Origin of the sequence: Comamonas koreensis (assembly GCF_014076495.1) — a bacterium.
Lineage (GTDB): Bacteria > Pseudomonadota > Gammaproteobacteria > Burkholderiales > Burkholderiaceae_C > Comamonas > Comamonas squillarum.
Map to the genome: position 1 here is coordinate 4,972,202 of NZ_CP043575.1, position 12,600 is coordinate 4,984,801.

The 12,600-nt window shown below is 64.7% G+C and carries 13 protein-coding genes; 4 read left to right on the plus strand and 9 right to left on the minus strand.

Annotated elements, in window-relative coordinates; translation table 11 throughout:
- The first annotated feature begins 36 nt into the window (after positions 1–36).
- Positions 37–450, plus strand: coding sequence for an acyl-CoA thioesterase (locus tag F0Q04_RS22710; protein ID WP_021028940.1), 414 nt, complete (start codon positions 37–39; stop codon positions 448–450).
- A gap of 105 nt (positions 451–555) precedes the next feature.
- On the opposite strand, the gene F0Q04_RS22715 is transcribed toward F0Q04_RS22710, so the two are convergent.
- Together F0Q04_RS22715 and F0Q04_RS22720 are read right to left on the minus strand one after the other, a co-directional pair.
- On the minus strand, positions 556–1,176 hold the full coding sequence (locus tag F0Q04_RS22715; RefSeq protein ID WP_182343667.1) for a bactofilin family protein: 621 nt from the start codon (positions 1,174–1,176) through the stop codon (positions 556–558).
- A gap of 172 nt (positions 1,177–1,348) precedes the next feature.
- Positions 1,349–1,864, minus strand: a complete 516-nt coding sequence (locus F0Q04_RS22720) for a thioesterase family protein (RefSeq protein WP_116926379.1) — start codon at positions 1,862–1,864, stop codon at positions 1,349–1,351.
- A 98-nt stretch (positions 1,865–1,962) separates the two neighbouring features.
- Between F0Q04_RS22720 and F0Q04_RS22725 the strand changes: the two genes are divergently transcribed.
- The 3 genes from F0Q04_RS22725 to F0Q04_RS22735 are packed head-to-tail and all read left to right on the plus strand — an operon-like array spanning position 1,963 to position 4,273.
- Positions 1,963–3,030, plus strand: coding sequence for a glycosyltransferase family 2 protein (locus F0Q04_RS22725; RefSeq protein WP_116926378.1), 1,068 nt, complete (start codon positions 1,963–1,965; stop codon positions 3,028–3,030).
- Positions 3,027–3,461, plus strand: a complete 435-nt coding sequence (locus F0Q04_RS22730) for a GtrA family protein (protein WP_420093992.1) — start codon at positions 3,027–3,029, stop codon at positions 3,459–3,461. Before F0Q04_RS22725 ends, F0Q04_RS22730 begins: the two co-directional genes overlap by 4 nt.
- Complete coding sequence (locus F0Q04_RS22735) at positions 3,458–4,273, plus strand: ChbG/HpnK family deacetylase (RefSeq protein ID WP_232539451.1); 816 nt, start codon at positions 3,458–3,460, stop codon at positions 4,271–4,273. Before F0Q04_RS22730 ends, F0Q04_RS22735 begins: the two co-directional genes overlap by 4 nt.
- Positions 4,274–4,280: 7 nt before the next feature.
- Here the strand turns inward: F0Q04_RS22735 and F0Q04_RS22740 are convergent, their stop codons facing one another.
- From F0Q04_RS22740 to F0Q04_RS22770, 7 genes are all read right to left on the minus strand, one after another.
- Positions 4,281–5,063 (minus strand): enoyl-CoA hydratase, encoded by a 783-nt coding sequence (locus F0Q04_RS22740; protein ID WP_182343671.1) that lies wholly within the window; start codon positions 5,061–5,063, stop codon positions 4,281–4,283.
- Positions 5,064–5,156: 93 nt separating this feature from the next.
- Positions 5,157–5,999 (minus strand): thioesterase family protein, encoded by an 843-nt coding sequence (locus tag F0Q04_RS22745; RefSeq protein ID WP_116926375.1) that lies wholly within the window; start codon positions 5,997–5,999, stop codon positions 5,157–5,159.
- A 164-nt stretch (positions 6,000–6,163) separates the two neighbouring features.
- Positions 6,164–7,363, minus strand: coding sequence for an acetyl-CoA C-acyltransferase (locus F0Q04_RS22750; protein ID WP_182343673.1), 1,200 nt, complete (start codon positions 7,361–7,363; stop codon positions 6,164–6,166).
- Positions 7,364–7,365: 2 nt separating this feature from the next.
- The gene (locus F0Q04_RS22755; protein WP_182343675.1) at positions 7,366–7,815 is read right to left on the minus strand and encodes an endonuclease domain-containing protein; all 450 of its coding nucleotides are present in this window, start codon (positions 7,813–7,815) and stop codon (positions 7,366–7,368) included.
- A gap of 8 nt (positions 7,816–7,823) precedes the next feature.
- Entirely contained in the window at positions 7,824–10,232 is a 2,409-nt protein-coding gene (locus tag F0Q04_RS22760; protein WP_182343677.1) for a 3-hydroxyacyl-CoA dehydrogenase/enoyl-CoA hydratase family protein, read from the minus strand.
- A 68-nt stretch (positions 10,233–10,300) separates the two neighbouring features.
- On the minus strand, positions 10,301–10,750 hold the full coding sequence (locus F0Q04_RS22765) for a DUF2147 domain-containing protein (RefSeq protein WP_420093966.1): 450 nt from the start codon (positions 10,748–10,750) through the stop codon (positions 10,301–10,303).
- A gap of 39 nt (positions 10,751–10,789) precedes the next feature.
- Positions 10,790–12,592: an acyl-CoA dehydrogenase C-terminal domain-containing protein gene (locus F0Q04_RS22770; protein WP_182343679.1), complete on the minus strand. Its 1,803-nt coding sequence runs from the start codon at positions 12,590–12,592 to the stop codon at positions 10,790–10,792.
- Between the last annotated feature and the right edge of the window lie 8 nt (positions 12,593–12,600).

A 12,600-nucleotide genomic window follows, 5' to 3' on the forward strand; every position in this document is an offset into this window, starting at 1 on the left:
ACAATGGTGGGTTTGTTATAGACCTCCATTGTGACCATGAATACCCCACGCACCGCATCCAACGCGCTTCCCCAGGACAAAGAGCTGGTTTTGCGCGTGGTTCCCATGCCCGCCGACTGCAATGCCAACGGCGATATCTTTGGCGGCTGGGTCATGTCGCAGGTGGATCTGGGCGGCTCGGTACTGCCGCTGCGCCACTCGCGCGGCCGCACCGTCACCGTGGCGGTCAATGAATTCATCTTCAAGCAGCCCGTGCGCGTGGGCGACATCCTGTCGTTCTACGCCAAGCTGGTGCGTGTGGGCACGACCTCGATGACGGTTCAGGTCGAGGTGTTTGCCGAGCGCCTGTCCAAGCAAGGCCAGTTCTTCAAGGTGACCGAGGCGACCTTGACCTATGTCGCCATCGATGACGAAGGCCATCCCCGCACCGTGCCTCCGCTGCCGGTCTGACCGGCCATGGACCACCGGCGACCGGCCTAAAAACACCAAAGCCGCTGCAACGCAAATCTGCGCTGCAGCGGCTTTTTCACAAGCGGGAGGCCGGGGCCTCAGCGATCAAGCCAGGCTTTCGGCGGGCTTTTCCGTCTTGTTGGTCGTGGTGCTGGCGGCCACGGTTTTGCGCGTGCTGTTGGAGCACTCGATCTCGCCGGTCAGCTGACCACCTTCTTCGATGATGACCTTGCCGTAGCGGATCTTGCCGTGCACACGGCCGCTGCCAAAAATCACCAGCTTGTCGCGCACCGTCAGGTTGCCTTCGAATTCGCCATGGATTTCGGCGATATCGATCTCCGCCGAGCCACGGAAGGCCCCTTCTGCGGCAATCTGGATCACGCGCGAATCCATCGTGGCCTCGACCGTGCCTTCCACCACCAAGGTGTCGCAATCGGTGATCTCAACGCCCTTGAGCTTGATATTGGGGCCAACAGTCAGTTTGCTGCCGGTGCCGGCGGTGGTGTCAGTGGTCACGGTGCTGGTGTAGGAAGAGGTAGGAGAGAGGTTGCTGGGCTCGTCGGCCTTGTGGCCGCTCAGGTTGCCGCCGAGCACGGAGCTGGCAGAGCCCGCTGCGGTGCTGGGCAAGGTGCTGCCCGAAGTACTCGAAGCATTGCCTCCCATGAATTTGGAGGCAGAAGAGTCATTGTCACGGCGTCCGCCGAAGAAAGGGTTTTGTACAGCCATCGGTTCTCCTTGTGAAAAGCTTCAACATGCTATTCAATTTATAGCTAGGGTGTTCACAAAATTTGACACTAGTCGTAACAGGCGGCAACTATGGCGGCCTTTCCTATCAATACTTTCATAGGTCGGACAAATCTCACATTTCCCAACATCGCAATAGTACCGCCAGCCCGCATCAGGACACGATATAGGCCGCCGTGGCCGTGGCCAGCACCTGGCCGCTGCTGTCGCAAAAATCCGAGCGCGTCGTCGCCACCCGCGAGCCCAAGCGCAGCACCCGGGCCTGCAGCCCAAAAGGGCCGTGGGTGCCCGGACGCAGGTAGTCGACCCGCAAATCAATGGTGCCCAGCTTGGCAAAACGCATCAGGCGCTGCATCACCGGCTCACCCACATGTTTGGCGCCGGAGGCCGCCATCACCGCGATGCCGCCCAGCGCATCCAGGCTGGCACTGATGACGCCCCCGTGCACGCGCTGCAGGCCAAAATGGCCAATCAGCTCGGCGCGCATCTCCAGACTCGCCCAGACCGCATCGTCCTGCACGGCCTGGAGCTTGAGCCCCAGCAGCTTGTTGAAAACGATGCGCTCTTCAAAAATGTCGCGCAGGCCTTCGACATAGGCGTTATCCAGGCCCTGCATGGAGACATAGGCTGGTGCTTTGGAATGCGGGGCAGGCAAGGTGGCGGTGCTCATCCACCGCAGTATGCAGTCAAGCGCCCTGCACGGCAATCGCAGATTCTGCTGGATGCCACCGCGCCATGCGCTAGACTGCGCGCAAATGCAGCCCATCTATGCCTGATACCCTGCCCCCCGCCCCGCCCGCCGCCCGCACAGCGCCCAGGCCGCCCTTGCGCCTGAGCTGCGTGGTGCCCGCCTACAACGAAGCCAGCAACCTGGAAGCCTTTCTGCCCGCCCTGTACGAGACGGTGCGCGCGCTGTCCGTGGAATGCGAGATTGTGCTGGTCAACGACGGCAGCAAGGATGCGACTGATGAGGTGGCCCAGCGCCTGGGCCAGCAGCTGCCGCTGCACTACATCCAGCTGGCGCGCAATTTTGGCAAGGAAGCGGCGATGACCGCCGGGCTCGACTATGCACGCGGCAATGCGGTGCTGTTGATCGATGCGGATTTTCAGCACCCGCTGCCCCTGATTGCTGAGATGGTGCAGCTGTGGCAGGGCGGCTATGACATGGTCTACGGCGTGATTGCCGACCGCGCCGGCGAAGCCAAGGCCAAGCGCTGGGGCACGTCGCTGTTCTACTACCTGATGAACCGCGACAACGCGATCCATATCCCCGAGAATGCCGGCGATTTCCGGCTCATGGACCGCAAGGTCGTCGATGCGCTGCGCCAGTTGCCCGAGCGCAACCGTTTCATGAAGGGCTTGTACGCCTGGGTCGGCTTCAAGAGCGTGGCACTGCCCTTTGTGCCCGACAGCCGGCGCAGCGGCCAGTCCAGCTTCAATTTTCACCGGCTCTTCGCGCTGGCGTTCCAGGGCCTGACCTCGTTCACCACCTTGCCGCTGCGTATCTGGAGCCTGGTGGGCTTTTGCATCTCGGTCATCGCCATCATCTACGGCATCTACATCACCATCGAGACCCTGGTGCTGGACAACCCCATCGATGGCTGGCCGACCTTGGCCGCCGGCCTGATGCTGTTCTCCGGCGTGCAGCTGATGTCCATCGGCATGCTGGGCGAGTACATCGGCCGCATTTACGACGAGGTCAAGCGCCGGCCCCTGTACATCGTGGCGAACAACGACGACCGCAGCCCCGTGAGCAGCGAGCCCGCTGCGCCCCCGCTTGTGCCCGCATCCGCCACCGCGCCCGCACCGGTCGCGCCGATGCCGCCGGAGTCCTGAGCTTGCCGATCGCTGCCTTGGCCGATCGCCTGCGCAGACTGCCCCAGGGGCTGCAGTTTATTGCCGTGGGCGGCTCGGCCGCTGCCACCCATTTGCTGGTGGTGCTGCTGCTGGTCGGCGGCGCAGGCATGGCACCGCTGCTGGCCAATGTGCTGGCCTTTCTGGTCGCCTTTGTGGTCAGCTACAGCGGGCACGCCTGGCTGACCTTTGCCGATAAACAGGCGCCGCATGCCCAGGCGCTGCCGCGCTTCTTTCTGGTCGCCTGCAGCTCCTTTGCCCTCAATGAACTGCTCTACTACCTGGCGCTGCACCAGCTGCACTGGCACTACGCCTGGAGCCTGGTCGCGGTGCTGGTCGTCGTGGCGGTATTTACCTTTGCCGCGGCCAAATGCTGGGCCTTTGCCCACGCTCGGCCGCACTGCGCACCATGAAACACATCACCCTTTGCGCCGACGATTTTGCGCTGCACCCGGCAGTCGATGCCGCCGTGCTGGAGCTGGCGGCGCTGGGCCGCTTATCGGCCACCAGCTGCATGACCACCGCGCCGGGCTGGCGTGACGCAGCGCGGGCCTTGCCAGCAGTGCGCGGCCAGCTGGACCTGGGCCTGCATTTCAACCTGACCGAAGGCCATGGCGTGGGGCCAGATACTGCGATCACGCGCATTCTCAGCCAGGCCTATACCGCCCGGCTGTCTGCCGCTGCGCTGCGCGACGCCTGGCGCCGCCAGCTCGATGCCTTTGAGGATGCGCTGGGCATGCCGCCCGTCTATGTGGATGGCCACCAGCATGTGCACCAGCTGCCCGGCGTGCGCAAGGCGATGCTGGCTGAACTCGAAGCGCGCTATGGCGCAGCAGCGGCCCGGCAAATCTGGATCCGCTCCACGGCCCCTGCGGGCGCCCTGCGCTGGCAGGCCAAATCAGCCACGATTGCGCTCCTGGGCGGCTGGCGCCTCAGCCACCAGCTGCAGCGCCAGCATTGGGCGACGAACCGGGGCTTTGCCGGGGTCTATGGTTTTGATGCGCCGACGGAAGCCGCCTATGGCGGCCTGATGGCGCAATGGCTGGCTGAATGCCAAGACGGCAGCTTGTTGATGTGCCACCCGGCACAAACGCCGATGCCAGACGACGCCATTGGCCAGCAGCGGCCAGTGGAATGGGCCTATCTGCGCTCGCCCGCGTTTGGCGCGCTGCTGGCAGCGCAGGGCTGCCGCATTGGCAAGCTGGCGCCTGGCAAGCCAGCCTGAGCAGGGATCACAGACCGCTGAAGTTGGGCTTGCGCTTTTCCATAAAGGCCTGCATTGCCTCTTTGGCAGCGGGCTGCTGCAGCAGATCGGCAAACACACGGCCTTCCTCGGCGATGCGCGACTGAACGGCCGCCATCTGGCCGCTCTTGAGCAGGCGCTTGCTCGCCATCAGCGAGGCCAGCGGCTTGGCGGCCAGCTTGGCCGCCTGCGCCTGGGCAATGGTGTTGCATTCGGTCGGGGGCACCACGCGGTTGACCAGGCCCACTTCCAGCGCCGCCTCGGCCATGAAGGGGTCGCCCAGCAGCAAGGCCTCGCAGGCACGCTGGTGGCCCATCAGCTGGGGCAACAGCAGGCTCGACGCACCTTCGGGGCAGAAGCCCAGGTTGACAAAGGGCAGCGAGAACATCGCGTTGTCACCGGCATAGACCAGGTCGCAGTGCAGCAGCATCGTCGTGCCAATGCCCACGGCCGGGCCGCAGACGGCCGCGACGATGGGCTTGGGGCAGGCGGCCAGCGCCTGCAGGAACTGGAACGGCGGCGCGTTGTCATCGGGCTTGGGGCCGTGGAGGAAATCGCCCAGGTCGTTGCCCGCCGTGAACACCGAGGCATCGCCCTGGAACAGCACCACGCGCACCTCGGCGCTGCTGGCGGCCTGCTGCAAGACCTCCGCCAGGGCCAGGTACATGGCGCCGGTCAGCGAGTTCTTCTTGGCCACCCGGTTGAAGGTGATGGTGCAGATGCCCGCTTCGGCCAGCACCCGGATATCGTCGCACGAGGATTGGATCGTCATAACAGTCTCTCAAAAAAGGGGTCGGTGCCGGGCCCGGGCCACGGCCAGGGCGCACACCGAAGACGCTGGCATGCTAACCGGATTTGGCGCGCCTTATTCCTTGTAATAGACCAGCTGGTGGCTGGTGGCCAGCAAAACGCCCTGGGGGGACCAGATCTGCGCGGTCTGGTCAAAAAAACCATCCCGAAAGCCCTGGCCCTGGGCCTGGGCCAGCACCGGCTGGGTGCCGACTGCGGCCAATTGCTCGGCACTGGCATGCACATAGACCGTCAAGGACACGGTGCCCACCGGCACGCGCTTGGCGCGGCGCAGCCAGATGCGAGGAAAAAACACGTCACACAGCGAGGTGAGCGCCGGCACATCGAGCGGGCGCGGGGGCTCGTCACTGACCCACATGCGGGTCAGGCTCGGGCTGCTTGCGCCGTCCCACTCCGTCGGATAGCCGCCCAACAGCGGGCGGATGTTGTAGCGGTTCAGCCATTCCACGCGGAAATCGGTGGTGTAGCGTTCCACCGCGCTGGAAGGCGGCACCTCGGGCATCACGTACTCGTCATCCGACCAGGTATCGCGCGCCAGGGCCGTCATCGCGGTCGCGGTGGTCGTCGTGGACCACTGGCCCTCGGCGTCTTGCTCGCGCAAGGTGATGATCCAGTGCTGGGTGCTGCGATTGGTGCGCGCCGGGATGGCTTCGATCACATAAGGCCGCTCGCCCACGGCGCCGGCGTAGTTCACGGTGACCGCCACCAGATCGCCCAGGCGCTGCGGGTGCTGCAGCACGGCCTGGGCCACTTGCGCAGCAGTGATGCCGCCGTAGGGCCCGACCATGTTCCAGTAGTCCTTGCTAGCCTGCGCCGCATACTGGTTCTGGCCGCTGGGTTCCATGGCCATCGCACGGTCAAAGGCATGGCGGGCGTGGTGGGAGGAGAGTTCACTCATTCGGACATCTTTCGCAGAAATTTTCGAATCCGCCGAAAACGCCATGTGCCCGTACCAAGCCTTTCAAGACCTGTCTTGCAGTTGCATTTTCTGCCACCCGACATTAGCAGCCAACGGCATCTGTTGCAGCCCAGTGGGCGACAGATGCCGTAGCCAGCGCCGGTTTAGACGCGCTCCAGAATGCCCGCCGCGCCCTGCCCCATGCCCACGCACATGGTCACCATGCCGTACTTGAGCTTGTTGCGCTGCAGCGCATGCACGACGGTGGCCGCGCGGATGGCACCGGTGGCGCCCAGCGGGTGGCCCAGCGCAATTGCGCCGCCCATGGGGTTGACCTTGGCCGGATCCATGCCCAGCTGCTGCATGACCGCGATCGACTGCGCGGCAAAGGCCTCGTTCAGCTCGATCCAGTCGATATCCTGCAAGGACAGGCCGGCATGGCGCAGCGCGACCGGGATCGCCTCGATCGGGCCAATACCCATGATCTCGGGCGGCACGCCCTTGCTGGCATAGCTGACAAAGCGCGCCAGCGGCGTCAGGTTAAAGCGCTTGAGCGCCGCCTCGCTCACCACCAGCAAGGCACCTGCGCCATCGCTGGTCTGCGAGCTGTTGCCGGCAGTGACAGAGCCGCGCGCCGCAAACACGGTGCGCAGCTTGGCCAGTCCCTCGATCGACGTGTCCGGGCGCGGGCCTTCATCGAGGTCCACCGTGCGCGAGCGGCTGACCGCCTCACCCCGGGCGATGTCCACCCCCCGGTCGGTCACGGTGATCGGCGTGATCTCAGCGGCAAAATCGCCGGCCTGCTGCGCCGCCAGCGCGCGCTGGTGAGACTGCAGTGCAAAGACATCCTGGGCATCGCGGCTCACCTTCCAGCGCTGCGCGACTTTCTCGGCAGTCAGCCCCATGCCGTAGGCAATGCCGACATCGCCTTCGCGCTCAAAGATGGACGGCGACAGCGACGGCGAGTTGCCCATCATCGGCACCATGCTCATGCTCTCTACACCGGCGGCGATCATCACATCTGCCTCACCCACGCGGATGCGGTCGGCCGCCATCTGCAGTGCCGTCAGGCCCGATGCGCAAAAGCGGTTGACCGTCACCCCGCCCACCCCCACCGGCAGCCCTGCCAGCACCGCGCTGATACGCGCCACATTCAGGCCCTGCTGGGCTTCGGGGATCGCGCAGCCGCAAACCACATCCTCAATCGCCTGCGGGTCCAGCCCCGGCACCTGCGCCAGCACGGCCTTCATCGTGGTGGCCAGCAGATCGTCAGGGCGCATATTGCGCAGATAGCCTTTGTGCGACTTGCCAATCGGCGTGCGCGTCGCCGCAACGATGTAGGCGTCTTGAACTTGTTTACTCATGGTCACTCGTCCTCTGTATTCACCTCCCTCTCCCGCAAGCGGGAGAGGGCTGGGGTGAGGGCCTGCAGCAGCTGCGCAAGCACCTCGTTGGTTTGTTGCAATACGTCGTGGTTCCAGAATCGCAGCACGCGCAAGCCTTGCTGATGCAACCACACCGTGCGCTGCTGGTCATAGGCTTGCGCCTGCAGATCCGCATGCTGGCCGCCATCGATCTCCACCACCAGACCCTGCTCCAGGCAGACAAAATCCAGGATGTAAGGCCCCAGCGGATGCTGTCTGCGGAACTTGGCGCCCGCCAGTTGGCGGTTGCGCAGGTGGCGCCAGAGCAGTTGTTCTGCAGTGGTGGAGGCTTGGCGCAGGGCGCGGGCTTGCTGCACGCTGACATCCGCCCTCACCCCTGCCCTCTCCCGCTTGCGGGAGAGGGTGTTGGAGAGCAGGGCGTTGTCTTGCATGCTGGGCCTCAGTTGCGGACCGGCTTGCCGGTGTTCAGCATGCCCAGAATGCGCTCCTGGGTTTTTTCCTTCACGATCAGGTCGGTGAAGGCCTTGCGCTCCAGCGCCATCAGGTACTCCTCGTTCACCAGGGTGCCGGCATCCACATCGCCGCCGCAGACCACATCGGCCATATGGCTCGCGATCAGCATGTCGTGCTCGGTGATGAAGCCGCCTTCGCGCATGTTGACCAGGGTGCTGCGCAAGGTGGCTGCACCACTGCGGCCGGCCACCGGGAAGGGCTTGCGCTGCGGTGGGCGCCAGCCCGACTGCGCCATGGCCTTGGCCTGCGTCAGCGCCACAAACAGCAGCTCGTCGCGGTGCGGCACGATGACATCATCGGCCTGCAGGTAGCCGATGGCCTGCGACTCCAGCGCGCTGGTGCCGACGGTGGCCTTGGCGGCTGCGGTAAAGCCATTGGCCAGGAAGGGCAGCAGATCCGTGCCGGTGGAATACTGCGCATGGCGCGCGGCCTGGTAGGCGACATTGGTGAGGCCGCCGGCGCCGGGCACCAGGCCCACGCCCATCTCCACCAGGCCGATATAGCTTTCCATATGCGCCACGCGGCGTGCGCAGTGCAGCAGCAGCTCGCAGCCGCCGCCCAGCGCCATGCCATGCACAGCGCCAACCACCGGGATCTGCGCATAGCGCACCGACAGGAAGAGCTGCTGCATCACCTGCTCGATCTGATCGATGGCCATCGGGCCTTGCAGTGCAAAGGCCGGCATCATCGCCTGCAGATCGGCGCCCACGCTGAACGGTGCATCGCCCGACCAGACGACCATCGCATCAAAATCCTTTTCGGCCAGCGTCAGCGCGGCCTGCAGGTCTTCCATCACATCGGGGCTGATGGCATGCATCTTGGTCTTGATGCTGAAGACCAGCACCTGGTCATCGAGGGTCCAACTGCGTGAGGCCTTGCTCTCGGCCAGGGTGCGGCCTGCCGTGCGCCAGTCCTGCGCGGGCGCGCTCGTCTCGCCCAGCACGCGCTCGGGAAAGAGCTGGCGCGCATAGACCGGCAGATCGCGGCGCGGCACAAAGCGGTTCTCGGCAGCGCTCCAGGAGCCCTGCGCCGTGTGCACACCGCCGGCGTCCGCCACGGGGCCTTCAAACACCCATTGCGGCAGCGGCTCGGTGCTGAGTGCCTTGCCAGCGTCAATGTCCTCCTGCACCATCTTGGCCACCTGCAGCCAGCCGGCTTCCTGCCACAGCTCGAACGGGCCTTGCTGCATGCCAAAGCCCCAGCGCATGGCCAGATCCACATCGCGGGCATTGTCGGCAATGTCTTTCAGGTGCACGGCGGCGTAGTGGAAGCTGTTGCGCAAGATGGCCCAGAGGAACTGGCCTTGCGCGCCCTCGCTGCCCCGCAGCAGCTGCAAGCGCTCGCCCGCCGGCTTTTTCAGCATGCGGGTATAGACGTCGTTGCCCTTTTCGCCCGAGGGCACATAGGCCTGGTGCGCGGAGTCAAAGCGCTCGATGCCCATCCTGGTCTTGCGGTAAAAACCCGCCTTGGTCTTTTGGCCCAGCGCGCCGTTGGCGATCAGCTGGGTCAATACCGCCGGCGTGGTGTAGCTGGCGTAGAACGAGTCGCTCTGCGCCGTCAGCTGGGTCTGCATCGTCGCGATGACATGGGCCAGGGTGTCCAGGCCCACCACATCGGCGGTGCGGAAGGTGCCCGAGCTCGCGCGCCCCAGCTTCTTGCCAGTCAGGTCATCGACCACGTCGTAGCTGAGACCAAAGCGCTCGGCCTCGGCAATGGTCGACAGCATGCCCGCCACGCCGACGCGGTTGGCAACAAAGTTGGGCGTGTCCTTGGCGCGGATGACGCCCTTGCCCAGCTGGCTGGTGGCAAAGCTCTCGAGCTGGTCCAGCACCTGGGGCTCGGTCGCTGCCGTGGGGATCAGCTCCACCAGCTGCATATAGCGCGGGGGGTTGAAGAAGTGGATGCCGCAGAAGCGGTGGCGCAGCTGCTCTGGCAATGCTTCCGACAACGCAGTGATCGACAGCCCCGAGGTGTTGGAAGCCAGGATCGCATGGGGTGCGACAAACGGCGCAATCTGGTGGTACAGATCACGCTTCCAGTCCATGCGCTCGGCAATCGCCTCGATCACCAGGTCGCAGTCCTTGAGCTGCGCCAGGTGTTCTTCGTAGTTGGCGGGCGTGATCAGATCCGCTTCAGCCGCCACGCCCAGCGGCGAGGGCTTGAGCTTTTTCAGGTTGGCAATGGCCTTCTGGGCAATCTCGCTTTTGGGGCCTTCCTTGGCAGGAAGGTCAAACAGCACCACCGGCACGCGCACATTGACGAGGTGGGCCGCAATCTGCGCGCCCATCACGCCGGCGCCGAGCACCGCCACTTTTTTCACCACAAATCGGGACATGGTTACTCCACATTTCATGGCTGTCAGCCCCTGATAGGGATGCGCTGACAAGCCGTTGTATTCAAAACCTATTCGACGCGCGTCCAGGTCTGCGTGCGGCCAAAGGGGCCAATCGATCCGCGCACATCGAGCTTGTTGCCGTTGTCCGCAGGTGTGAGCTTGAGGCTGTAGCTGCTGCCGTTTTCCGGGTCGAGGATCTTGCCGTCTTCCCAGACCGCCTTGCCCGGCGCCTGCTTGGCACCGCGGATGATCTCCAGGCCGACGAGCGGCTGCCCCTTGCGGTCATCGCTGCAGCGGTCACAGACGGCCTGCGGATCGGCGCCCTTGCGCAGCAGCTTTTCCACCTTGCCGCTGAGCACCCCGCCGCTGTCGCTGATGCGCACCTCGGACTTGGGTTCACCGCTTTTCTCGTCAAAGGTGCGCCACAGGCCCACCGGCGACATGTCCGCCGCGAGCGCTGGCAGTGCCACCGCCAAGCTGCCAGCCACCATCAGCACAGGTTTCAGCAAGGTTTGCATCAGGGTCTCCTTCGGTGTTTTTCGGCAGCACTGCAGCTGTCAAGCCAGCGCCGCGTCGGTGTTCATCAAGAGCTTGCTGCCGGTGCGCATGGTGCGCACGCGCAGGCCCGCCTCGGGGAACAGGCGCGCAAAGTAAAAGCGTGCCGTCTGCAGCTTGGCTTCGTAGAAGGTCTTGCCCGTCACATCGCCTTCGGCCAGTGCGCGCAGCGCGGTCTGGGCCATGCGCGCCCACCAGTAGCCCATCACCAGGTGGCCCATCACACACAGGTAGTCGGTCGCCGCAGCGCCCACTTCGTCAGGGTTTTGCAGCGCCTTGAGGCCCAGCTCGGTGGTGATGCCGGTCATCTGGCCGGCCAGCTGCGCCAGCGGGTTGATGAAGTCGGCCATGCGCTCGTTGACGCCCTCTTCCTCGACCAGACCCTGCACCAGCTTGCCCAGCGCCTTGAGCGCCGCGCCCTGGTCCCCCAGCACCTTGCGCCCCAACAGATCCAGCGCCTGGATGCCATTGGTGCCTTCGTAGATCATGTTGATGCGCGCATCGCGCACAAATTGCTCCATGCCGGTCTCATGGATGTAGCCATGGCCGCCAAACACCTGCTGGCACAGCACGGTCACCTCAAAACCCTTGTCGGTCAAAAAGGCCTTGAGGATGGGGGTGAGCAGGGCCACCTGCGCGGCATGGGCCTTGCGCACGGCTTCGTCGGGGTGGTTCAACTCTTCGTCGACCAGGGCCGAGGTGGCGACCATCATCGCGCGGCCGCCTTCGCTGTAGGCCTTGGCGGTCAGCAGCATGCGGCGCACATCGGCGTGCACGATGATCGGGTCGGCCGGCAGGTCCTTGGCCTTGGTGCCCGACAGGCTGCGCATCTGCACGCGGTCCTTGGCGTAGGCCAGTGCATTTTCATAAGCCACGGCCATCAGGCCCAGCGACTGGTTGGCAACGCCCAGGCGTGCGGCATTCATCATCACAAACATGGCCTGCAGGCCCTTGTTGGCCTGGCCAACCAGGCTGCCCACGGCGCCATCGATGGCGATCTGGGCGGTGGCATTGCCATGGATGCCCATCTTGTGCTCCAGGCCCGAGCAGCTGATGGGGTTGCGCGCACCCAGCGAGCCATCGGCATTGACCAGGAACTTGGGCACCAGGAACAGGCTGATGCCCTTGCTGCCCTTGGGCGCATCGGGCAGGCGGGCCAGCACCAGGTGCACGATGTTGTCGGTCATGTCGTGCTCACCGGCGCTGATGAAGATCTTGTTGCCGGTGATCTTGTAGCTGCCATCGGCTTGGGGCTCTGCCTTGGTGCGCAGCAGCCCCAAGTCGGTGCCGCAATGGGGCTCGGTCAGGCACATGGTGCCGGTCCATTCACCGCTGGTGAGCTTGGGCAGGTAAAGCTTTTTCTGCTCGTCCGAGCCATACACATGGAGTGCCTCATAGGCGCCGTGCGACAGGCCGGGGTACATGGCCCAGGCCTGGTTGGCGCTGTTGAGCATCTCATACAGGCACTGGTTCAGCACAAAGGGCAGGCCCTGGCCGCCATAGGCGCTGTCGCACGACAGGGCAGCCCAGCCGCCTTCCACATACTTGGCATAGGCCTCCTTGAAGCCCTTGGGCGTGGTCACGCTCGAATCGGCCGGGTTGCGCGTGCAGCCTTCGGCATCACCAGGCAGGTTGAGTGGCTGCACGACCTCGACCGCAAACTTGCCGGCCTCTTCCAAAATCGCATCCATGGTGCCGGTGTCCACCTCGGCATAGGCCGGCAATTGGGCAAAGCGGGCCGGCAGGTCCAGCACTTCTTGCATGAGGAACTGCATGTCGCGCAGCGGTGGGGTGTACTGAGGCATGGAAAGTC